The organism is Acinetobacter calcoaceticus DSM 30006 = CIP 81.8, from assembly GCF_000368965.1.
Taxonomy (GTDB): Bacteria; Pseudomonadota; Gammaproteobacteria; order Pseudomonadales; family Moraxellaceae; genus Acinetobacter; species Acinetobacter calcoaceticus.
In genome coordinates, this window is record NZ_KB849780.1 from 2,304,340 (window position 1) to 2,326,680 (window position 22,341).

At 35.1% G+C, this 22,341-nt stretch carries 19 protein-coding genes; 9 read left to right on the plus strand and 10 right to left on the minus strand.

The genetic code is table 11. The features are described from left to right. The 5 genes from F936_RS19655 to F936_RS15755 all read right to left on the minus strand — a co-directional run. On the minus strand, positions 1 to 962 hold a 962-nt coding region (locus tag F936_RS19655), incomplete at its 3' end, for a BapA/Bap/LapF family prefix-like domain-containing protein (RefSeq protein ID WP_005048788.1). Between the two features lie 378 nt (positions 963 to 1,340). Beyond that, the gene (locus F936_RS15740; protein WP_005048791.1) at positions 1,341 to 2,531 is read right to left on the minus strand and encodes an HlyD family type I secretion periplasmic adaptor subunit; all 1,191 of its coding nucleotides are present in this window, start codon (positions 2,529 to 2,531) and stop codon (positions 1,341 to 1,343) included. Further along, the gene (locus F936_RS15745; RefSeq protein ID WP_005048794.1) at positions 2,528 to 4,666 is read right to left on the minus strand and encodes a type I secretion system permease/ATPase; all 2,139 of its coding nucleotides are present in this window, start codon (positions 4,664 to 4,666) and stop codon (positions 2,528 to 2,530) included. Before F936_RS15745 ends, F936_RS15740 begins: the two co-directional genes overlap by 4 nt. Continuing rightward, positions 4,663 to 6,195 carry a TolC family outer membrane protein gene (locus F936_RS15750; RefSeq protein ID WP_005048795.1) on the minus strand — a complete coding sequence of 511 codons (1,533 nt, stop codon included), beginning with the start codon at positions 6,193 to 6,195 and terminating at the stop codon, positions 4,663 to 4,665. Before F936_RS15750 ends, F936_RS15745 begins: the two co-directional genes overlap by 4 nt. A 625-nt stretch (positions 6,196 to 6,820) precedes the next feature. Further along, positions 6,821 to 7,714, minus strand: coding sequence for a PhzF family isomerase (locus F936_RS15755; RefSeq protein ID WP_005048797.1), 894 nt, complete (start codon positions 7,712 to 7,714; stop codon positions 6,821 to 6,823). Between the two features lie 224 nt (positions 7,715 to 7,938). Here F936_RS15755 and F936_RS15760 point away from each other — a divergent pair, with 224 nt between their 5' ends. Beyond that, the gene (locus F936_RS15760) at positions 7,939 to 8,799 is read left to right on the plus strand and encodes a LysR family transcriptional regulator (RefSeq protein ID WP_005048798.1); all 861 of its coding nucleotides are present in this window, start codon (positions 7,939 to 7,941) and stop codon (positions 8,797 to 8,799) included. A 327-nt stretch (positions 8,800 to 9,126) separates the two neighbouring features. Then, entirely contained in the window at positions 9,127 to 10,191 is a 1,065-nt protein-coding gene (locus F936_RS15765) for a YiiX/YebB-like N1pC/P60 family cysteine hydrolase (RefSeq protein WP_005048799.1), read from the plus strand. 138 nt (positions 10,192 to 10,329) lie between these two features. Here the strand turns inward: F936_RS15765 and F936_RS19600 are convergent, their stop codons facing one another. Together F936_RS19600 and F936_RS15775 are read right to left on the minus strand one after the other, a co-directional pair. Beyond that, positions 10,330 to 10,599 carry a hypothetical protein gene (locus F936_RS19600; RefSeq protein WP_005048802.1) on the minus strand — a complete coding sequence of 90 codons (270 nt, stop codon included), beginning with the start codon at positions 10,597 to 10,599 and terminating at the stop codon, positions 10,330 to 10,332. A 97-nt stretch (positions 10,600 to 10,696) separates the two neighbouring features. Further along, the gene (locus tag F936_RS15775; protein ID WP_017389997.1) at positions 10,697 to 11,296 is read right to left on the minus strand and encodes a TetR/AcrR family transcriptional regulator; all 600 of its coding nucleotides are present in this window, start codon (positions 11,294 to 11,296) and stop codon (positions 10,697 to 10,699) included. A gap of 121 nt (positions 11,297 to 11,417) precedes the next feature. Between F936_RS15775 and F936_RS15780 the strand changes: the two genes are divergently transcribed. The 7 genes from F936_RS15780 (at position 11,418) to F936_RS15805 (ending at position 19,368) form a co-directional block, all read left to right on the plus strand. Next, positions 11,418 to 11,747 carry a darcynin family protein gene (locus F936_RS15780; protein WP_005048804.1) on the plus strand — a complete coding sequence of 110 codons (330 nt, stop codon included), beginning with the start codon at positions 11,418 to 11,420 and terminating at the stop codon, positions 11,745 to 11,747. A 140-nt stretch (positions 11,748 to 11,887) separates the two neighbouring features. Further along, positions 11,888 to 11,998, plus strand: coding sequence for a hypothetical protein (locus tag F936_RS19660; protein ID WP_369442728.1), 111 nt, complete (start codon positions 11,888 to 11,890; stop codon positions 11,996 to 11,998). A gap of 94 nt (positions 11,999 to 12,092) precedes the next feature. Further along, positions 12,093 to 12,989, plus strand: a complete 897-nt coding sequence (locus tag F936_RS15785) for a DMT family transporter (RefSeq protein ID WP_005048805.1) — start codon at positions 12,093 to 12,095, stop codon at positions 12,987 to 12,989. Between the two features lie 83 nt (positions 12,990 to 13,072). Further along, positions 13,073 to 13,366: a (2Fe-2S) ferredoxin domain-containing protein gene (locus F936_RS15790; protein WP_005048808.1), complete on the plus strand. Its 294-nt coding sequence runs from the start codon at positions 13,073 to 13,075 to the stop codon at positions 13,364 to 13,366. A gap of 162 nt (positions 13,367 to 13,528) precedes the next feature. After that, on the plus strand, positions 13,529 to 13,864 hold the full coding sequence (locus tag F936_RS19075; protein WP_026055564.1) for a darcynin family protein: 336 nt from the start codon (positions 13,529 to 13,531) through the stop codon (positions 13,862 to 13,864). A gap of 194 nt (positions 13,865 to 14,058) precedes the next feature. Next, positions 14,059 to 17,910 (plus strand): nSTAND3 domain-containing NTPase, encoded by a 3,852-nt coding sequence (locus F936_RS15800; protein ID WP_005048810.1) that lies wholly within the window; start codon positions 14,059 to 14,061, stop codon positions 17,908 to 17,910. Between the two features lie 162 nt (positions 17,911 to 18,072). Beyond that, entirely contained in the window at positions 18,073 to 19,368 is a 1,296-nt protein-coding gene (locus tag F936_RS15805; RefSeq protein ID WP_005048812.1) for an ImmA/IrrE family metallo-endopeptidase, read from the plus strand. Here F936_RS15805 and F936_RS15810 read toward each other — a convergent pair. The 3 genes from F936_RS15810 to F936_RS15820 all read right to left on the minus strand — a co-directional run bounded on the left by F936_RS15810 (position 19,365) and on the right by F936_RS15820 (position 22,328). Next, positions 19,365 to 19,916, minus strand: coding sequence for a TetR/AcrR family transcriptional regulator (locus F936_RS15810; protein ID WP_005048814.1), 552 nt, complete (start codon positions 19,914 to 19,916; stop codon positions 19,365 to 19,367). The genes F936_RS15805 and F936_RS15810 overlap by 4 nt on opposite strands. A gap of 689 nt (positions 19,917 to 20,605) precedes the next feature. Continuing rightward, the gene (locus tag F936_RS15815; RefSeq protein WP_003655947.1) at positions 20,606 to 21,097 is read right to left on the minus strand and encodes a flavin reductase; all 492 of its coding nucleotides are present in this window, start codon (positions 21,095 to 21,097) and stop codon (positions 20,606 to 20,608) included. A gap of 187 nt (positions 21,098 to 21,284) precedes the next feature. After that, positions 21,285 to 22,328 carry a methionine synthase gene (locus tag F936_RS15820; protein WP_005048816.1) on the minus strand — a complete coding sequence of 348 codons (1,044 nt, stop codon included), beginning with the start codon at positions 22,326 to 22,328 and terminating at the stop codon, positions 21,285 to 21,287. Between the last annotated feature and the right edge of the window lie 13 nt (positions 22,329 to 22,341).

The window sequence follows — 22,341 nt, forward strand, 5'->3', positions numbered from 1 at the left end:
TCGCTGTCAGAATCAGAGTCACTGTCAGAGTCAGAATCGCTGTCAGAGTCCGAGTCACTGTCAGAATCCGAGTCACTGTCAGAGTCAGAGTCGCTGTCAGAGTCAGAATCGCTGTCAGAATCAGAGTCGCTGTCAGAGTCCGAATCGCTGTCTGAATCAGAGTCGCTGTCAGAATCAGAGTCGCTGTCGCTGTCCGAATCAGAGTCGCTGTCAGAGTCAGAATCAGAGTCGCTGTCCGAATCAGAGTCGCTGTCCGAATCAGAGTCGCTGTCGCTATCCGAGTCGCTGTCAGAGTCAGAATCGCTGTCAGAATCCGAGTCACTGTCAGAATCCGAGTCGCTGTCAGAATCCGAGTCACTGTCAGAGTCCGAGTCGCTGTCTGAATCAGAGTCGCTGTCAGAATCAGAGTCGCTGTCAGAGTCCGAATCACTGTCAGAATCCGAGTCGCTGTCAGAGTCAGAGTCAGAGTCAGAATCGCTGTCGCTATCCGAGTCGCTGTCAGAGTCAGAATCGCTTTCTAAACTATTATTTTTATCACTGTCATGAGCCCACCACAAAATTCCTGCTGCGGTTAGCGGTACAGATAGCCATGCCCATGGAGATGCAGCTCCATCATGATAAAGCAGTGGTTCTATACTATCGATATAACTATAAGTAATATTTTCTAATAATGCCCCATTGGCATCAGTAAATTGTACCCAAATTAGCTTATGATTATTATCCTCAAAAACTAGACTATTATCAGTTGAATAATTACTCCCGTTAAAAAAATCAACTATTACTATTTGTTCACCATTTTTTAAAGTAACAATTGCGTTTCGACCATCTTGTCTAATTTCAGAAACATCATCTTTATTTACCTTTATTAAAATAACTGATGCTTCGGAAAGAGAGACTGTATCCTTTGTTGTAATTTCTAAGGTTTCATGACTCTCCTTAGAAATTACTCTTATCTCAGACATATTTCTTCCCCTTCACAGGATTATTTAATTAAACCAATCCAATTTAGAGCTCTTAAATTTCATTAAATAAGAAGAGCCCAAATTAAGGAATAAATTAGATAAAACAAAGGCCAACCTCAACGCATAAAGTAATTGTAAACATGAATTGCGTCACAAAAAAAGCAGTAGCAATCAGTTTATTTATTAACCAAATAAAACTTTAAAATAATAAATATTGTTTTTCAAAAACTTACTAACAAATAATAGTCAAAATATGCTTTTAATATTTTTATGTTTTAAAACACAAACAATAAAAACCACACATTTAAAACAAGATCTTATCTTTATTAATATCTATATAGCTTTTAAATATTTAAAAACCATATAGATATACATTTATTATCTTTCTCGTAATGCTTCTTTGGCTTTATTGAATGGTTTAAGCAAGTAATCCAGTACCGTTTTTTCACCCGTACGAATATCTACAGTTGCCACCATACCCGGTGTAATACCGTATGCCTTACCTTGTTTATTATAAAGCTTGTCTGAATCGGTTCGAATATAAACACGATAATAGAACTGGTCTTGTTTAACTTCATCACGAATCGTGTCTGGTGAAATAACCGTAACCTTTCCTTTTAAACCACCATAAATTGAGTAATCATAGGCAGTAATCTTAACCAGTGCTTCTTGTCCCGGTCGAATAAACGCAATGTCACGCGGTAAAATACGCGCTTCAATAAGCAACTGTTCATCAATCGGTACAATAGTCATCAACTTACCGTTTTGCGGAATAACTCCGCCATGGGTTGTGACTGCAATTTCTTTTATGACACCACGTACTGGTGCTTTAAACACTGCACGATCTAAACTGTCACTACGACCAAGTACCACTTGTTGCTGCGTTTCAATATCGGTATTGGCTTTCGATAACTCTTCACGAGCCTGCACAAAATACTGGTTCTGCACATCATTCATTTTATTTTGCAAATCATTTGCTTCACGACGTAAACGTAAAACTTCAACCTCACTGGCCGCACCTTTAGCAACCAAAGGCTCCGTCATTGCCAGTTCTTGTTGTACCAATTGCAAAGCCTGTCTAAAACCTGCAAGTGTTTGTTCGAGATTAGCTCTGCGGGACGCATATAGTGCTGTTTCTTCATGTACAAGTTTTGGCTCTTTCAGCACAATTTCAGGAAAAGCTAATGGAGTACCATTCACCTCTGCACGTAAGCGTGCTGAGGTTGCCTGAGCAGAAATCAGTAAAGATCTTGATTCACCGACATTCGATGCCAAACGGGTTGGATCTAATTGCGCAAGAATTTCACCTTTTTGAACAATGTCGCCTTCCTGTACATTCAGCTTGGTTAAAATACCGCCCTCTAACGACTGGATGACCTGCTCTTTAGATGACGGAACCACTTTACCTGTGCCTGTAGAAACTTCTTCAAGTTTAAATACCCATGCCCAGATAAAGAAAATAACTAAGCCAATCCCCACAATCCAGATCACTAAACTGGCACGTGGTAATGGTGGCTCACTATAAGAGACATTCATTGAACGGGTGAGTTCTTGTTGTGGTTCGCTCATGAATTATCCCCTTGCACTTGTTTTTGTTGGGCTGTTGATTGATTAAGGACCTGATCTCTTGGGCCATCCATCACGATTTTGCCTTCGTTAACGACAATAATACGGTCCACCAGTTCTAAAACAGCGCGGCGGTGAGTCGCAACCACCAAGGTCCGATGGGCCAGCCATCCTTTTAAATGATCAATCAGCTGTTTCTCTGCCACATCATCAATCGCTGCTGTCGGTTCATCCAGCAATAAAATGTTGGGTTGACGAATCAATAGACGGGCCAATAACAAGGCTTGTTTTTGACCACCCGAGAAACCAACACCACCTTCTAAAATCAGGTGATCGAGCCCTTCTTTTTTCTCTTGAACAAAAGGTAATGCACCCGTCACCACTAGAGCACGAAGAATATCTTCATCGGTTGCAAGCGGTGCGCCCAAAGTGAGGTTCTCACGAATCGTACCGTAGAAAAGTTGTGCATTCTGGTTGAGTAAACCCATATCACGACGTACATCAGATGGGTCAATTAAAGAAAGATCCAAACCATCTAAATGCACTGCCCCTTGAACAGGGACCTGCATGCCAGATAGAAGCTGAAGCAGGGTCGATTTACCAGCACCATTACGCCCTAAAATTGCAATTTTTTCACCAGCACGAATTTTTAAATGGCGAATTGCAAGGCTCGGACGTGGTTCATCTTCACTATATTGGAACAAGACATTTTTTAATTCATAGTCGCCATTTAAAGCAGCCTTGTGTACCAGATGTGAACGGTCAGCCTGATCAATCGGGCGTTGCATGAGTTCATCCAGACTTTGTTTAGCAACCTTCGCCTGCTGTAAACGTCCTAAAACGCCAGTAATTTGTGCAATCGGCGCCAACATGCGTGAAGATAAAATTGAACAGGCCACTAAAGCACCTGTGGTCATTTCACCTTCCATCACTGCAAAACATCCCACCAAAACCACAATTGCATAGGTCAAGCCCTGAATCTTTTGGGTCCATGCCATTAAGGTACCGACAATTTTACGTTGTTTCATACCGATATCGGCTGAAACTTCATTCATGTGGTTCCACTGGTTTTGGAAACGCGATTCAGCACGTAATAGCTTGATATCTTCAATACCCTGCACTGCTTCTACCAGAATGGCATTCCGGATTGAAGATTCTCTCATACCCTCTTGTGCGAGTTGCGCTAGCTTCTTCTGTACCAGAATACCTGGCAAAATCATAAGCGGCACAACCAGCAACATCACCCAAAATAGTTTCCCGCCAATAATGGCAAAGATGGTTAGGAACAGGAAAAAGAATGGGAAATCGGCAATTGCACTAATGGTGGTTGAAGTCACTAGTTCACGAACACCTTCGAGTTCACGAATCTGCGAAATAAAACTACCTGTAGACTTTGAACGATCTTTATTTTTGATTCTTAAGGCGTGACCAAATACACGGTCAGAGACAAGTAAATCTGCTCGTTTACCAATAATGTCAGATAGATAAACTCGGGACACACGTAAGATAAACTCAAAAATAGCGGCAATCAGTACACCACCAGCCAGCACCCATAAGGTTGGAACAGACTGTGATGGAACAACACGGTCATAGACTTGCATTGAGAAAACAATGGTTGCCAGTGCCAAAATATTGGCAATGAGTGAGGCAAACATAATATCAACGTAGCGCTTCCAGTCTCTTAAAACAATTGACCAGAACCAGCTTGCTTCATAGGGTTTGATATATTCATCAATACGTGCATCGGGAATAGAACTTTCAGGACGCAGGATATAGACATTCTTAATGGTATTTTTTAAGACATCTAAGCTTAAATTTTGAGAAAGTCCCTGATCCCCACTAAACTGGATACTGACATTACCTTGGGTATCGGCTTTATCAATAATGCCGACCTGTCCGTCATGAAACTCGACCATAACAGGTAGCCGCCACGGGTTCAGCAGCTCTAAAGAAAACGGTACTTTACGTAAGTTTAGTCCAACCTGACGTGTCATTAACTGTAAAACATCATCAAGGTTTTGATTCTGGTTCCAGTCAAGTTGTAACCGGATTCTTTCTTCGGAAGGCTCAATTCGATAATGTTTAGCAATCGTTAAGACCGCCTGTAACCAGGGCTGGTAATTTATTTTTGTCATCATGGTTGTACTTCGAACCCCTGAATTGAAATATTATTTAAGCCATAGGCTTGACGGGAACGTCCTGTTGCCGAGATGTATTGCACAATACTGTTGTAGATATCATAACGTGCAGTTTCGAGTTCTGAATTGGCACTATGAATAGCCTGCTCTGCATTCAATAAATCGACCAATGAACGTGTACCAAGTTTGTACTGCTCTTGATAAAGTTCACGTGTACGGACAGTCGTTGCCTGACGATTGGTCAGCACCTGCATTTGACGTTGTTTATTTTCAATTTGCTCACGGCTGGTTCTGATCTGGTCGAGAACATCCAGATAAACTGAATTGACTTTAGACTTTGCAGCTTCTTCTGCATAACTTGCCATTTTGACCTGTGAAGAAACGGCTCCACCTTGATAAAACTGACTGGTTGCTTCAAGCATGACAGAACTGTACAGACCATCATCTTTATCATTGTTCGGGTTTCTGCCGTTAATGGCCTGACTCACCGAACCTTTTACCGCCAAAGTCGGATAACGTGTTAAACGAGTCTGTTCCTTTTGTGCTTTGGCAACTTCAACACCCGCTTGAGCTGCGATCATTTTTGGGATGGTATTAAACTCAGGCTCATTATAGAGACCAGATTGCTTTACCAAATCATCAGGAATGACCCATGCCTTATTAAAAACATCTACTCCTACCAGAGTTCTTAGATGCTGCTGGTACTGACGTAATAAAGATTGCTGTGCAATGAGTGTCGACTGTGCAGACTCTAAATATGTTTGTGCCTGAACTGGATCAGCTTGGCTACTAATACCGGCATTTGCACGTAAATTGGCAATTTCCTGAATACGTTGAATCCCAGCAATTTGCTGCTCGGCGATTTTATTTAATTGAAGGTAACGCTGAATATTGACAATCGACTGTGCCACATCAAGTGCAATATCATCAATGCTGACCAGCACATTGGCCTGCTCGACTTGAACTTTGGCACGCTCAACCGATACACCTGATTTTACTTTGCCAAAATCAAAAACCATTTGAGTCGCAGATAACGTGAGTAACTGTCTCCCCCGCTCACCACTACCCAAATCACCTGTCGTTATTCCACCTGAAAGCTGTGGATAATAACCCGCCTTGGCATAATCAATACCTGCGTTTTGGCCAGCTAAAGTTGAAATGGCTTGAGAAATATTAGGGTTTCGTTGAACTGCATATTGAATCGCATCAATTAAACTAACTTGATTGTTCCACATCGCAGTAGAAGTCGGTAAATAGTTCCCATCATTTCCTAGTCGTTGAAATTGGCTCTGATCAAACCCTAAATTGCTTAATTTTTGGAAATCGACAGATCGGTAGCTTTCATCTGGCGTGGGTTTAAAGAGTTGAGAAACTTTTTTTGTCAAGCTTTTTCCCGAGTTAACAGACGCGGTCTCTGCCTTTGTAATTGATATCGATACACTAGAAGCAATACAAAAATATAAAAAAAACTTCGTACCTGATCTGATTATAAGTTGGAAATCATTGTGGGAAAAATGCAATTTACTCATTAGAAGATCTAATCTCTTGAAATATTGTAAAACAATCCAAAACTCAGTTAAAAATTATCAAAAATATTAAATTCCATACTTTAAATAAATAATTTTCAGAATAATTTTCTTTGCGAAAAAATAAAGTAAAAAATGATTAATTTTCAACAGCGGCAACTAAACACCTAATTTACTTATAATTTAAATTATAAAAATGAGTTTTAAACACATATATTTAAAACCAATTAAACACCTACAAAAACTATAAAATTCAATTATTAGAATAAATAATTTTCATAAAAAAAACCTACCTCTTGGGGAAGTGGTAGGCTATAAACTCTAAAAAATCATATTAGTAAAAATATATTATTTATTTAAATTCATCAATAATGATTTATTTAAAATAAAATTAAAACACATGATTAAAAACATATTAAACAAATAAAATATTTTCTATTTATTTTAGAGCACAACACATGTGCTTTAAAAAGGTTGCCAATAGTAGCCCTTTTTACATTTACATCTTTATAAAAATATATGATCTTTATGTGAGATCCAAATAAGCAAATACAGCCTTTTCAACTCGCTGCTGTAAAGAGAAGAACTTCTTTTAAACTAACAAGATGTCATAATTTCTTAAATATAATCAATCTTTTCCCGAGTACAAAACTGAGCCAACTAAAACCGCTTGTCCTGCAATGCTGACATGTAATATTGAATCTGTTTTCTCAACTGTCACTAGAACTCGCCCCGGTTTTTGTATTGCGAGACCTTGATATCCCCAATAACTTACTTTCTGGTCACATTCGATTAAATCGTAGTGAACAAGGTACGCTCCTGCTGGACCATTTGCATTACCAGTTACAGGATCTTCATTAATACCGATTGCAGGTGCGAACATTCGACCATAAGTAATAGGTTCTTGCTTACTACCTTCCAAGACAAATGGGAAAAAACCATTGCAACCTATTTCAGCGCTAATAGCTTTTAGTTTTTCATTGTTTGGAATTAATCCATCAAGCTTACTTCTACTCAGCATTGGCACCATAACCTTGGAATGCCCCGTCGTGACAACTTGTATTGGCAAGTCAGCAAAATCACCTTCACTCACACCCAGTGCGCTTGCAAGTTCACACCGTTGTCTCGCATTAAACGGTGGTAAAAACTCTACGCGACCTTGAGTCATTTTCACCAATAACCCTTCTGAATTTCCAAATATTGAAACCGGTAAATGACCAGCCCCCGTTTTTGCGATTAATGGATAGTCTGATTGGTGGCCTGTAGTTGCACGTAAAAAATGAGTGGCGATCGTCGCATGTCCACAGATCGGGACTTCATTTGTTGGCGTAAAATATCGAACATGTATGTCATGGCTTTGATCTTTAGGTAACAAAACAAAGGCAGTTTCTGAATACCCTGCGAATGCAGCAATATCTTGCATCTCTTGAGTTGTAAGATGGTCAGCATCTAGAACAACTCCCGCTCGATTTCCTGTATTTGGTTTGGTGGTAAATGCATCAACTACATAAATGGTCGTCATGGCAGAACTCCTCTGTTGTTAATATTGTGATCTCAGAAATAGCTCCCGCCATAACCAGAAAATCTTATTTAATTGCAGCAAGACATATCGCAGTTCTAAAAGGTTTATAGTCGCTTCATATAATGAGTTTTAAGTCTTTGTAGTGGTTGTTTGAATTGTATAAATCTAAACATCGGGGATACTATAGTTTTTATTGCAAACGCATTTTTTAAATATGGAAAGGTATGAACTGGGACGATACTAAAATTTTGTTAGCTATTGGCCGAACTGGTGGGTTAAGCCGCAGTGCAAAATTGCTTGGTATTAGTGTTTCTACCGTACATCGCAGAGCCGTTGAACTGGAGAAAAGTCTCAATGCGATTCTTTTTTCCCGAGACAGTGATGGCTATACACTCACCCACGTTGGAAAACATTTTTTTTCTTTGGCTGAAAAAGCAGAAGAGCATTTAATAGCGATGGAACGCTACAACGATCAAGGGCAACAATCACTGTTCCGTATTGCTTTACCTGAGTTAATCGGGCAGCAGTTGCTTCAGTCAAAGCTAACGGCATTACAACTAAAGCATCCAGATTTACAATTAGAGATATTAACGAGTGTCGTTCCTGTTGATTTTTCCCGACGGGAAGCTGACATTATTCTTCGACTTGTTCGACCAGAAAGTGGGCGTTACATTATTCGGCGACTTGGCCAACTGGAGTACGGACTTTATTGTAGTCAATATTATCTCGCCAGTTTCACAGAGCATGCTGAAACGGCTGATTTATTGAATCATCGTATAATCGGTTGGGACCGAAGCCTTCAATATACGTTCTTAGCACAATGGATGCGTGAACTCACCCAAGATGCTGCCCCTGCCTTGTCTTTTGATAACATGCACTCGCAACTACGAGCAGTTATTGAAGGACAAGGAATTACAGCCCTGCCTTGTTTTGTTGCCAAGGCTTCGGGTTTAGTGCCAATACTACCTGAGCAAACTTTAAAACAAGACGTGTGGTTAATGCGTCATTTAGATACTAAGGATAGTGACTATTCAACGTTGATTAGTGAGACGATTGAAAAAGAGCTACAAGAATATCTGTTGTGATAAACATTAACTTTTATTCTAATTTTGAATTCGAAAAAGAATTTTTAAGTTAAACCGAGTTATGTCTCACTCAAGTTGTAAAGAGTGATTTTTAGTTAAAATGATTGGCGAGAACTATCAAATCTGCTCATAAAAAAGCCGATTTGTGTCAAAATCGGAATTTTGCTTTTTTTGTAGTGGATAAAAATTTTTAACACTCTGATTTTAAAAATCTTTTTAAACATGGTTTCAGATAACGCCCATTATGTTAAATGGGGAATTTAAGTAATCTGAATAAGTTGAAAAAATATTTATATAATAATGGTTTATCACTTTTAAAAAGTCATTATGAAATATATCTTAGATACCTCAATTCTTCAGCCCTGCGATATTATTCTTACTCGTCAAAATAAACCAATATCTAAGACGATCCGTTATTTTAGTGATAGTGATTATTCACATGCGCTAACATGTTTATCTAATAGCTCTTTAATTGAAGCTACTTTAAAAGGACGTGTATTTACAGAGAATCCTGAAAGGTTGATATTTAATGAGAAAGAAGAATGTAAAGTACTTAGACTAAAAAGTGAACTTTCAATAGAAAATGTAAAAATAATAATTCACTTTCTTAGAAATCAAATAGGTACTATGTATTCAGTAAAAGAAGCTCTTTTAACTATAAAATTATCAGAAACTGATGCCTTACCAAAGGATCAAACTCAGTTTTGTTCTCGCTTAGTTGCTCAAGCTTATAAGGAAGCTAATATTTTTCTAGTAAGTAATCCGAACTATTGCACTCCAGAAGCCTTAAATTCTTCTGATTTATTAGAGACCGTTTCTGATGCTGTTCGTATAGCAACTAACGAAGAGATAAGTTTTGCTAAGCAACCTAGCCAAATAAAAGAAAATCAAAAACAAACATATATTTGGTTAGATGCTGCTACAGAGTTAGCTAAGCAAGAAAAATTTAAAATTATCACCCAAGGTGATGTTGGAAAATTTTTAATTCAATATCGAAAGTATGATCATGATATTTGTAAAAGCATTAAAAGTACTAACTACTTACAACAGTATAAATTGGATGAATTAGTAAATTCTTCAAGATATATTTTTAATTCTCATGCTCAAGTAAATTTTGATCGTGAATATAAAGTTAACTTTGAAATTATTGAAAGACATTCTATAAACTATTTTAATAGTATTAAAAACAGTCAAGATTTCAAGCTTGAATATTTTTCCTTATTAGAAAAAATGTACAAAAATCTGCTTATACAAGCTATCCAACGATTAACAACACTTGAAAATTATTTAGTAAGGGATATGCATCTTCATAAAAATAAAATTGAAAGTTTAATGAGTCTCTATCAAAAAGTTGAGACTTTAAAAGATAAGACTATAAGAATTATTAGTTAATTTATCTAAAATTAACATAATACAGCTTATGCGAAATTTAATTTTTATCTGATATAAATCATAGTCTTATTTTTAACGAAAGCCCAACTCATAGTACTTGGGCTTTTTTAATGATTTATAAAATATTTTAAAAATAAATTACTTAAGTCTAGAAATTTCAAAATTCAATCGATATGTCATAAAATTTATTAAGCAGGCTTCTCTAATTCTTTTTCTAAACAGTTCTTGAAAATAGGGATTTGTTAAAAAAATACCCAAAGCAACAATAAAATATACAACAGACTTATTTTCGATCTGAAGTAGCTTTAAAAGCTCAGAAAAGGACTCATCTACTAAGTTAAAATAAGTTGAAGTTATTAGAGAAACAAATAAATAGAAAAAAATACGATAAAAATTTCTTTTAAACATAACTATTTCTCTCCTAAATTATTCTAAGTGCATCAAAAATATAGCATAATTAAAAAACATTACACACAGAGATTTCTATAACCATGGCTTATGTCCGCTAGCTCAAATCCAAATAACCAAATACAGCCTTTTCAACTCGCTGCTGTAAATTTTTTAAATCACTTTCCCCTGCGATGCCTGCTGCGTTAATCATACCTTTGCTTAAAGCAATCACATCTTGTGCGGCTGTCTGAGCATGTGAAATACCAGAACGTATAAAGAGATCAGAAATTATGGTTTCAAGTTCGTGTTGAAGCTCTCTTTCCTCCTTGTCTTTTCCAATAAGTTCGGAAGCAAATTCTAAGGTTCGTGCCAACTGTGGACGGCTCAATTGATGTTGCACAGCAGCATGTATGATGAGTTTTAGTTTTTCTTTTAAATCTGTGGCATCACTTTGCTGTATGGCTTCAACTATACATTTTGAAAGCTCAGCCCGCTCACGTCGGATTAACTCGACAATTAGGGCATCTTTAGATGGAAAGTATTGATATAGGCTTCCAATGCTTACACCAGCAAGTTCAGCCACGGCATTTGTGTTAAATCCCGCAAACCCTAACGACTCCAGAATGCGAGCAGCTGCCTCTAAAATTGCTTCAAATGTGGCAACTGAGCGTGCTTGACGCGGACGTTTGCGTGGGTCTGGAAGTGTTTCTGACATAGGGCGAAATGCGAGTATGTAATGTGAGTAATCACTCATATACTGACTGAGTCATGTTGATATGACAAGCAAATGCTGTCTTTTCAGTTGAGTTACAACTCGGTCCAGTCATGGAGTGGTTATGTCTAGAACCTATACTTTTTTTATTCATTTAAGAGCTTTACCTGCTTGGTTGGCTTTAGCTCGTGAAAAGCGGGCTGAGTTTAGTACACAAAAGCTTGAACCAATTTTTGAGAAATACCCGACTGTAAAAATTCGCTGGTATGACGTTGAAGCGTTTAGCACTAAAGCGAGTGATATTGCTGTGTTTGAGACGACATCTCTGCAAGATTATTATTTTGTGATTGATGCGATTCGAGACTCTGAGTTTTGTACGGTGCCCTACTTTGAGTTTGTAGAGATTATTCCTGCAATTGAAGATGGGTATGTGGAGTATGAAAGTTCTTTGTAGAAGTTACGAATAATTTTTTTGCTTTGCACGGCCAGTAGATAGCATGGTTATAAATTTTAAATTAAAATACATTTAATGGCAGTTATTTAACTAAATAAATCTCATCGTAATTATTTGAAAATCATTTAATTTATAAAAATATTGTAGGTTTCCTATCTAAAGTTCCATTTTATAAAAATACTGGTTTATCAAGTTTTTATGAATGGATGTTAAAAATATCAGAGCAATCTGGTGATGAATATATTTTTTAAAAAACAAAGCAATTTTGCCAATTTCTTAAAGTAGAAAGAAAAATGTATGAGCGTTTTGTTATATGAATAATTTTTATAAATATTGGAAAAGACTATGGATAATAGAAATTTAAGTCAAAGAATTGGAACGATTGAAATGATAATTGCAATGCTTCTTTCAGGAAGCATTGGTTTATTTGTTGTCAAATCTGGTCAATTACCAATTAATATTGTCTTCTTTCGATGCATAATTGCTGCAATTTGCTTAATACCTATTTGTTTATTTTATGGATATTTTCAAAAAAAATATTTTGGATTAAAAGAAGTTTTATTGATGATAGCATCAGGCTTGCTCATAGTATTTAACTGGGTATTACTTTTCGCAGCATTCCCTAAAACTTCTATTTCTTTAGCAACAATTGTCTATCATGTTAATCCATTTATTATTTTATTTTTTGGGGCCATAGCCTTCCATGAAAAAATAAACAAAAATGATATTTTTTGGACTATCTTAGCCTTTGTAGGGCTAACTATTATTATTGGTTTAGGAAATTCTTCATTTAATTACAATGAGTTGTTTGGTTTACTTTTGGTCTTAACAGCAACTACGCTTTACTCAATCTCAGTACTTATCACGAAGAAACTTAAAAACACACCACCATTATTAATTGTTTTAGTTCAGACACTTAGTGGAGCAATTGCAATTGTACCATTTATTTCTATTCTACAAACTCCACCTGTCGGCAATCAATGGTTCTATATTATTTGTTTAGGTGTATTCCATACTGCTCTACTTTATTTCTTAATGTACTCAGCAATAAAGAAAATATCACTCAACAATATCGCAATATTGTCTTTCATATATCCGCTTTCAACAGTATTTATTGACTACATTTTCTTTGACCACTTACTGACTTCTACCCAGATCATTGGTGCTTTTTTAATTTTATTCGGTGTATTAGGAGTAAAACTTCATTGGAATATACCTGAACTTAAAAGAACATTACCTTAGTTTTATTTACACTTAACATGATTAAAATATAAGGATCTATCGAGTGAACAACAAAATACCTTTAATAGAAAATATACCACTTTATGAAAAGCATATTTTTTTGCAGTAATGTAAGAACAAATGGTAAAAAAAGTTGTGGGCAATTTAATGCTCAACAACTTACTCAATATGCAAAAAGTTTGATCCAACCACAAAATGCGGATAAAAAAATAAGAGTTAGTTCTTCAGGCTGTCTTGAAAAATGTGAACATGGTCCAGTTATGGTTATTTATCCTGATAACTTATGGTTCACATATAATACTGAAGATCAAATAGCTAATATTATTAGAAACTACATAGCAGATAATTCTGTAATGTTTAAAAGTAAAGTTATCTAGTTAAAAAGAAGGCATCAAAGGATGCCTTCTTTTTAACCTAAATTCATCAAAAAAATCTTACAACCTTATATAAGTTAACTTATTGAGTAAGGTTTAAATAATATTTTCCTTATTAAAGATGAGCTCAAATTTCATAAATACTTACATCTGCTCATTTTTTAAATAGATTATACTTTTTTTATTCATTTAAGAGCACTGCCCGCTTGGCTGGCATTACCTCGTGAAAAGCGAGCTGAGTTTAATACACAGAAGCTTGAACCTATTTTTGAGAAGTACCCGACTGTAAAAGTTCGGTGGTATGACGTGGAAGCGTTTAGCGCTAAAGCCATTGATATTGCTATGTTTGAGGCAACATCTCTGCAAGATTATTATTTTGTGATTGATGCGATTCGAGACTCTGAGTTCTGTACAGTGCCCTACTTTGAGTTTGTAGAGATTATTCCTGCAATTGAAGATGGGTATGTGGAGTATGAAAGTTGCTATACAATTTTGGCATAGAATTGGAAATCATGGCATTAACGATGCTAAAAACTCATGTAAAATGATATATCAAACACTATTTACGAAACATAGAAGTTATTCGAAAAAATAGAGCTATAAGGCTCTATTTTTTATATTTAAATTAATTTTCAGAAAAAAATTATATAATTTATTTAAATGCATTATTAATATTTAGAAATAGGAATAAATTAATGGATATTGAAACAACTGGGGTAAAAAAATATGCATTCCAAGATCTTGTATGCATTTCTCTTCTATTAAACCTGCACTTCACCGAGAATGTACAATTTTTTGTAGAGCCAGAGAATAGTGAGGATGCAAAGCTAATTACTGATGATCTAAATGGAATAAATGAAATTGAAATACAGGTAAAAGGCTCCCAAGAGAGTGTGACACCAACTAATCTAGCCCAACATTTAGCTCATTTTCCTAAGGGGAAAGCAGAGAACTGTCTTTATGACCGTTTGATAAATAATCCTCACCTTCTTGTTGTCTTTGTTATGACAGGGAGATGTAATGATGCAACATCCCCTTTTCTTTCTATGTTTGATAACTTCTATACACCCCATAAAACCACGAATATAAAAAAAGAAAATGTTAAGGCAATTATAAATGAATTTAACAATATTGAAGCTGATACCGCAGAATCCGAATTAACAACAAATAGGAAAGTTTATATCAATAATCTTTATAATAAATATAAAATTTTAAAAGTTAAAAAAGCTTTTGAGAGGTTAATAATTATAGAGAAAGTTACTGATAGTAGTCTTTTAAAAAACTGCTGTGATTCATTAAGAATAAACTATACAATCCCTGATGATAATCATCAATCAGTTATTGAGCGTTTAAAAACAGTAGTATTTGATGGCAAGTCCTCAAAACAAAATATTTTTAATATTTTTAAAGAGGAACTTTCTAAATTTATACCAGAAAATATATATCCAACAAATTATATTAAACAAGGTATTGAAGATAATTTAAAAGAGATTCTTTCTAAAAAAAATGCTCTATTAATTACAGGGTCACCGCGTATTGGTAAAACTTACATATCACGCTGGATCACTGCTGAATATTCAAAAATCGGTTTTGAAATAAAAGAAACTAGTGACGTAGCAGAAGCATCTCGTTTTATAATGGATCCCTCTAGCTCTAAACGCCTTGTATTAATTGATGACCCTTTTGGAGCAGCACATTCTGTTCCAAATGCATTACATGCTTTTCAACAATTTAAATCCTTGTTAAGCAGACTAAGTTCTAATAGAAAATTAATTACAGCCCAAGTTCAAGATAGACTATTAGAAGTAGCCTCTGCTGAAAGCTCTGATGAAATTATCATCGGGGATCATAATTGGTTGAATTTAAATAAAACTAATCCTATCTTTTTAAATTATTTATGGAACTCATTAGCTAATAAATATTCAGTTCCTAGTAAGTTAAAAGATATTGTATCTACTAAATTAGTAAATAAGGAATTATTTTTAGAAGCAGGTTGCTTGGAGTATTTAGCTATTCATCATTCTGAACTAAAAAATAATTTTAATTTAGAAAATATTAAACGTTTATCACATCAAGATGCTAAAAATTTAGGAAATGCATTAGCAGATGATGGATATAAACCAATTTTGAGAGCGTTAGCTATAGCTACAAACCATAATATAGAGATTTCTATTGCAGATTTAGCCTATATCCTTTATGACAAAAATGTTCAAAATATATTATCTATTTCTGATTATATGTGTACAAGTATGTCATTAGGTCAAATAGAACCTATAGACTATATAGATACAATTTTAATAAATTATGATCCTGAATACCAAATAACAGATATAGATGATACATTAATTGAAAAATTAGAATTTAGAAAAATATTGAATACAAAAAATTTAAAGGATATTATTTTTTCTCATCCATTTTATCGATCAGCTGCTGAGTATTTAGTCCAAAGAAATACTGCCAGAAAAGAACATGAGATTATTGATCTTGTAAGTAAAGGGATATTCTGCTTATCCTCTAAAACATCTCGTGCCACTACACGTAATCTTGAATGGATTTTTTATGGTCTAAAAGAAGCAGATAATCAAAAAGCTTTAGTAGAACTAGCCATAAAAGCTTTGAAATCCAGTTTCCCCTCTACCAGAGATATTTCATTTCAATTTTTAATCAACAACTACAACAACTTACCATCAAACATTGAAAAAAAAATAGATACATGGTCATATTTAGTTTCAAATTCTGAATTATTAGATAATGCTGTCTGGGTGAATGGAGAACCAATTTATCCGATGGGAAACGACATAACATTAGAATCAAATTTAGCGAACTATTTGGATTCTTTTTATGACAAACCCTACTCTTCAGAGTTAGATCCATTTTTTGAAGGAAATAATATCATTACCTCAGAAGAGGCTTGGGATTTCTTACAACTAATTGAGAAATATCCTGAGAAACTTACTATTTACGCTATCTCAAAATTACTTAGCTATGATGAGGCTTTAATTCGTTCTAAAGCAATCAATATTTGGTTAAGAATTCCAAGAAATGATGATAATAACCTACTTGAGCAAGTCTTTCTTGAAATTCATCCTGCTATTGCGAATAGTGCTTTAGAGAGTATTGTCAAAGTTTGGAATGACTGTGATAAAGAAAGACAAGAATTACTACTAAATGGACTAATAAAACTTGCTTCACAGCCTGCAAATGCATGTCAAATGATTGAGTATATAGTGGTTTTTGATAGAGAAGGACAAATTGAAAATCTTCCATGGATTATTTTCGGCAAAATTTTGTCAACTTTATTAGACTCAATCCCAGAGAATATTTATATAAGTGATCATCGTCTATACCACATTGTGGATATATCTATTAAATATCTTGAAACATCTATGCTAATCTCTATTATGAATAGTTGGCTGAGCTGGCTGGAAAAACAAGTAACTATAAAACTACCTACAGATTATGCCTTTGGGGTAACTACAATATTAATAAAAGCCACAATGAATCAGCCAGAACTAAGATTTAATTTTATTAAGAAGCTTTTAAATTTACATGGAACTGGGGCTGCTGTTAGAGTTATTTTTGATTTAGTATATGAATGGGATAATTTAACCCAAAAAGAAAAAGAAATGATAATTAATAAATTAAATAAAGAAAGAGTGGATAAATATTGGTTACAGGCAGCTGCACTTATTCAAAATAATATTCCCGATGAACTATGTCAATTGGTTCTTCCTCAAGATATCATCTTAGATATACCAGAATCTTTATTTACACTGGATAAAAAAAATAATGATCTGTTTCTAGCAGTTATTCGAATGTATTTAGGTCATCCACAACCTCTATGGTATCTAGGTACACATCATCGAGGAAAAAAATATTGGAAGCCTGTGATTGAACAGATTATTAAAGACTCAGCACATCCTCTATTCAATAAAGCATGGGAAGAAATATATTCATCACAAAATGATCACTACGTTGCTTCTTTTGTAAAACAGCTAAGTCCTGCTGATGTTGAAAAGGTCTTCGAAATATTATTAACAATAAAAATTAATACTACTGATAGCTATATGCCTGAGACTTGGAATTTAATTTTCTCAAAAGTAGAAGATCCTTTAGTTAAATCCCGCTGGCTTAAGAAAATTTCGTCTTATGCCAATGAAATATTTGACAATTTACCTCAAATAAACAAGTGGCTCATAGACTCAGAAATACAAAAAGATTTTTGGAAATATTTTAGCAATGATGTCGAACTTCTTAATATATCCTATATGCTCTATGAGCATATAAAACCTAATATAAATAGTACTTCTAAAAATGATTTAGAAAATAAAAAAAATATAATTGAATTATTAATTAAGATGTTTAGAAAAAGTCCACCTATACATTATTCCTCTTGCCAAATTTTAATAGATACGATTTCTGATATCGGTGCAGATAATATTATTATTGAGGAAATTACGAGCTACAAATATTCACTCATACAAAAAAGAAAAAATAAAATTATTAAAGAAGAGGATATAGAAGCTATTCAAAATTGGGTTTATTAATAAACCCAATTAAAGTAGTAAAAATCATATGATATCTAATATATGATTTTTACTACTTTAAATAATTTAGACTAGTTAATTGAAGTCATGAATAAACAAATTAGTATAGTCAAGCTACTGATTTTTATATATGATTGAAAAAATTCAATACTTTTTTGATACATGGATACTAAAAAGAAAGGCGATATTTTTGAAAATTTTGTTTTTGACTACTTTTCAGCTCTAATCCAAAAAGGTTATATGGGGCTTAATCCAAGTCACACTAAAATTTACAAGCAAAAGAAATATTATTCAAAGGATCGAGAAGACTACATCACCTTCGATGTAGCTATTGAAGTTTTCTTATTTGATCAAAAGGAACCATATTTAGTAATCCTAATTGAATGTAAAAATTATGAAAAAAATGTTCCAGTGGACGATATTGAAGAGTTTTCAACCAAAGTTAGTCAAGTCGGAAAACATTATACAAAGGCTATCTGCATTACTAAAAATGGCTTTCAGAAAGGAGCATTAAATGTTGCAAAAAATAGAAAGATAGGGCTGTGGAGAATTACCTCTAATGATAATCATGAAATTATCTTTAACAGAACGATTAATAGAATAAAGAATAACGATGAAATCATAAGTAATGCACTCACTTCAGAAAATTTCCAAGATATTTCTGCTACGAATATCTTTATTCAGACACCACTACGCTTTACAAGCATTCCAAAAGATTTAATTTATGATTTCCTTTCTTTGCAGAAAGATGTATCTCCAAAAGAATTTTTCACACAACACCGTGTAAATTCATACTCTAAAACTATCCCTTATAAATCTAAAAAAGAGTTAAGTATCCTTGCAGAAAACTTATTTGATAAATTTTATAAAAACGATGAGATAGATTTAAATGAAATAATAAATACTCTAGGTTATAAACTTATTGAGATTGATACTCCCGAACATCCAAATATTATTGGTAAGCTAGAAACTAAATTAAAAACTATTACCATTTTTGGAGTAGGGTTCTATTCTCAACATCAAATTAATTTTGCAAAAGCACATGAAATAGCACATATTTTTCTTAACCATAGCAAATATATAATTTCAGAGAACTTTTCACCAGCTATGGAATCTCACTCTGTAGATATAGAAATTACCCAAAATATTGATCGGCTAGAATTTCAAGCAAATTATTTTGCAGGTTGCTTACTACTGCCTGAAAATCGGTTAAAAGCAACTTTAAACTATTATTTACAACATTATAGCATTAGGAATAGAGGTTTCTCACCACTCTACATTGATTCACAACCATGCAATTTTGAAAATTATAGAAGAATCATTTTACCTTTGACTGAAATTTTTAACGTTTCTCAAGAAACAATGAAAATTAGACTAACAGAATTAGGTTTAGCTCAATTTGCTTTTCAACCTACTTCTACCCATAAGATAAAGAGGTCATATATAGATCGATTCTAAGCCCTCCCCCAAAACCTCTCCAACACCACATCCCTTTCATCCAAACTGTTTGAACTCAACACTTGTAGCATCAAGCCATCAATTAAGTTTAAAACCATATTTGCATCGGGATGAAATGCATTGCTCTCCAGGCTAAAGACCAGATCAAAAAGCTCTCGTAGTAGCCATTTTCGATATTCAACTGCCATGCGGTAAGCCGTTGGATAAAGCAGTTTTATTTCAAAAATAGCCTTAAACAAAAGATGGTAAAGGCTATTTACATCGACATGTAAGCACACAATTTCTTTAAGTTTATCGCTTGGTTTTGAGTAGCGGTGTGAGTAGACAATTGCCAGCACTTCTTCTTTCAGTCGGCTTTTTTGAAAGCTTATACACGTTTCTATGAGCTTTTCTTTGGAGTGAAAGTAGTTATAAAGTGTGGCTTTCGGAATTTTAGTTTCTTTGGCAATCAGGTCTACGCCTGTGTTGTGAAAGCCATAGAGATTAAATAGATCTACAGCGCTATGAATAACTTTTAATTTTTTTGAAGCCGTTTCTAAAGTTGGCATAATTTTACCGTTATAAATTCTTGTTGTTTCTAAATGAGATAAAAAGCCTGTGCCCTTTCTGGGAGAAAAAAAGGCACAGCAAAGCCGTAAGACGGTGCTTAACGCATCTCAAATTTTATTGTTGATATAAGTTTTTAGTCGTGACGAGCTAAAGCTTTAAAACGTATTTTCAATTAAACAGTTTTAAAGATGAGCTAAACGATATTGGAATAAAAGGCTTGGCAATGGTTGCCAATAAAATAGAAATGTTGCGCATGAGCGACTCCTTAGGTAAAAGAAGTCCTACCGCATTACTGTCAAATAATGGTGGCAGAACGAAAGAGGGTTGACAGACTGAACCTAAGAATCAGCACACCCGAGGGTGTCCCCCTTCCGTCCTACCGCAACAAAAGGGGGACGAACGAGTCTACATTAAAAAAAACGAGTTTTTTCAATGTGCTTAGGTTCCGGCCTGTCATAGCCGGCTGGCAATGTAGGCCAGCAGGCAAAGGATAATCTGAGAGTTGATAGGTGTCAATGTAGCTTTTATGACAAGTATTTAAATTTATTATTATTTTTCATTAGATTAACTTAATTATTATTTTAGATATTATATTTAATTGTATTTTTAAATTTAGAGAGAAGCGATCCATGCTTATTCGTTTCTATCTTTTAACTTTTAATATGAGACAACAAAACGGAAAGTGGGATTAGACAATCTCCGTCTGCCCCACTTGGTGATAAGCACGGTTAAAATAAACCAAACTTTGGTCATGCTCGCTTTGCTTAATCGCCACAATCGGACAAATAAGAATAGTGTGTGTGCCGACTTGTTGAATTTGTTCAATCTCGCAATCGAAACTTACCAAAGCATCATCTAACACAGGTGAACCTGTTTCTAACTCAATCCATGCGCCATGTTTAAAGCGTTCTTCTGGCGTGAGCTTAGATGAAAATGCTTTTGAAATATGTTCGTGGTGCGCGCCTAAAACATTCACAGTTAAGATTTTGTTATCTAGGAAATGTGCATGTGAACTCGCAGATTGGTTCATACAGACCAATAATGTCGGTGGTGTGTCTGTCACACTACAAACAGCAGAGGCAGTAAATCCAAAACGGCCAGACATGCCTGCCGTAGTCACAACACTAACCGCACTTGTGAGTAAAGACATTGCATTTCTAAAGTCTGTTGCTTGAACCATGACATTATTCCTAAATTGAATCGTACCTTGTCCTGAGTGTTTGCTATACCGCCCAACTCCATCAGGAAGGTACTTTATCGACAAGCGTTCTGAGTAGAACGACATGTAGTAAGTAAAATGAGGGTTACTTGTTTGATTATCAACTAACATCAAAAAAGTAACCCTTTATACCACTTATTGGTAAAGATTAAGCAGAGAGTTCAAAACCCGTAAGTTCTCTACGAACGATTTCTGCACCTGCACTTAAAGCATTTAACTTGCCACGCGCAACTTCACGTGAAAGAGGCGCCATACCGCAGTTTGTGCAAGGGTAAAGCTTGTCAGCATCTACAAACTGAAGCGCTTTACGAAGTGTGTTAGCCACTTCTTCTGGTGTTTCAATTTGGTTAGATGCAACATCAATTGCACCAACCATGACTTTTTTACCGCGAATGAGTTCGAGTAAATCGATAGGCACATGAGAGTTGTGACATTCTAACGAAATGATATCGATGTTAGATTTTTGCAGTTTCGGGAAAGCTTCTTCGTATTGGCGCCATTCCGAACCAAGTGTCTTTTTCCAGTCAGTATTGGCTTTAATACCGTAACCGTAGCAAATGTGGACCGCAGTTTCACACTTAAGACCTTCAATTGCACGCTCTAAAGTCGCAACGCCCCAGTCATTTACTTCGTCAAAGAATACGTTAAATGCAGGTTCGTCAAACTGAATGATGTCTACACCAGCAGCTTCTAACTCACGCGCTTCTTGGTTCAAAATTTTAGCAAATTCCCAAGCAAGTTTTTCACGGCTCTTGTAATGACCATCGTAAAGCGTATCAATCATGGTCATTGGGCCAGGTAATGCCCACTTAATTGGTTGATTGGTTTGCTGACGTAAAAACTTAGCATCTTCAACAAACACAGGCTTTTGACGAGACACCGCACCTACTACAGACGGTACGCTTGCATCGTAACGGTCACGAATTCGAACTGTTTCGCGCTTCTCAAAATCTACGCCATTTAAGTGTTCAATAAACGTAGTCACAAAGTGTTGGCGGGTTTGTTCACCATCGCTCACAATGTCGATGCCAGCAAGTTGTTGTTCGTGCAACGCCAAACGTAACGCGTCTTTTTTACCTTCAATCAGGCCTTCGTTTTCGAGTTTCCAAGGCGACCAAAGCTTTTCAGGTTCTGCAAGCCAAGACGGTTTAGGTAAGCTGCCAGCAGTTGAAGTCGGTAGTAATTTTTTCATGATCAATGACCCG

What these genes read in the sequence shown, in the direction of transcription:
- F936_RS15740 (WP_005048791.1), bottom strand. Translation starts at nt 2,531, where the DNA reads ATGAGCGAACCACAACAAGAACTCACCCGTTCAATGAATGTCTCTTAT.
- F936_RS15745 (WP_005048794.1), bottom strand. Translation starts at nt 4,666, where the DNA reads ATGATGACAAAAATAAATTACCAGCCCTGGTTACAGGCGGTCTTAACG.
- F936_RS15750 (WP_005048795.1), bottom strand. Translation starts at nt 6,195, where the DNA reads ATGAGTAAATTGCATTTTTCCCACAATGATTTCCAACTTATAATCAGA.
- F936_RS15755 (WP_005048797.1), bottom strand. Translation starts at nt 7,714, where the DNA reads ATGACGACCATTTATGTAGTTGATGCATTTACCACCAAACCAAATACA.
- F936_RS15760 (WP_005048798.1), top strand. Translation starts at nt 7,939, where the DNA reads ATGAACTGGGACGATACTAAAATTTTGTTAGCTATTGGCCGAACTGGT.
- F936_RS15765 (WP_005048799.1), top strand. Translation starts at nt 9,127, where the DNA reads ATGAAATATATCTTAGATACCTCAATTCTTCAGCCCTGCGATATTATT.
- F936_RS19600 (WP_005048802.1), bottom strand. Translation starts at nt 10,599, where the DNA reads ATGTTTAAAAGAAATTTTTATCGTATTTTTTTCTATTTATTTGTTTCT.
- F936_RS15775 (WP_017389997.1), bottom strand. Translation starts at nt 11,296, where the DNA reads ATGTCAGAAACACTTCCAGACCCACGCAAACGTCCGCGTCAAGCACGC.
- F936_RS15780 (WP_005048804.1), top strand. Translation starts at nt 11,418, where the DNA reads ATGTCTAGAACCTATACTTTTTTTATTCATTTAAGAGCTTTACCTGCT.
- F936_RS15785 (WP_005048805.1), top strand. Translation starts at nt 12,093, where the DNA reads ATGGATAATAGAAATTTAAGTCAAAGAATTGGAACGATTGAAATGATA.
- F936_RS15790 (WP_005048808.1), top strand. Translation starts at nt 13,073, where the DNA reads ATGAAAAGCATATTTTTTTGCAGTAATGTAAGAACAAATGGTAAAAAA.
- F936_RS15800 (WP_005048810.1), top strand. Translation starts at nt 14,059, where the DNA reads ATGGATATTGAAACAACTGGGGTAAAAAAATATGCATTCCAAGATCTT.
- F936_RS15805 (WP_005048812.1), top strand. Translation starts at nt 18,073, where the DNA reads ATGGATACTAAAAAGAAAGGCGATATTTTTGAAAATTTTGTTTTTGAC.
- F936_RS15810 (WP_005048814.1), bottom strand. Translation starts at nt 19,916, where the DNA reads ATGCCAACTTTAGAAACGGCTTCAAAAAAATTAAAAGTTATTCATAGC.
- F936_RS15815 (WP_003655947.1), bottom strand. Translation starts at nt 21,097, where the DNA reads ATGGTTCAAGCAACAGACTTTAGAAATGCAATGTCTTTACTCACAAGT.
- F936_RS15820 (WP_005048816.1), bottom strand. Translation starts at nt 22,328, where the DNA reads ATGAAAAAATTACTACCGACTTCAACTGCTGGCAGCTTACCTAAACCG.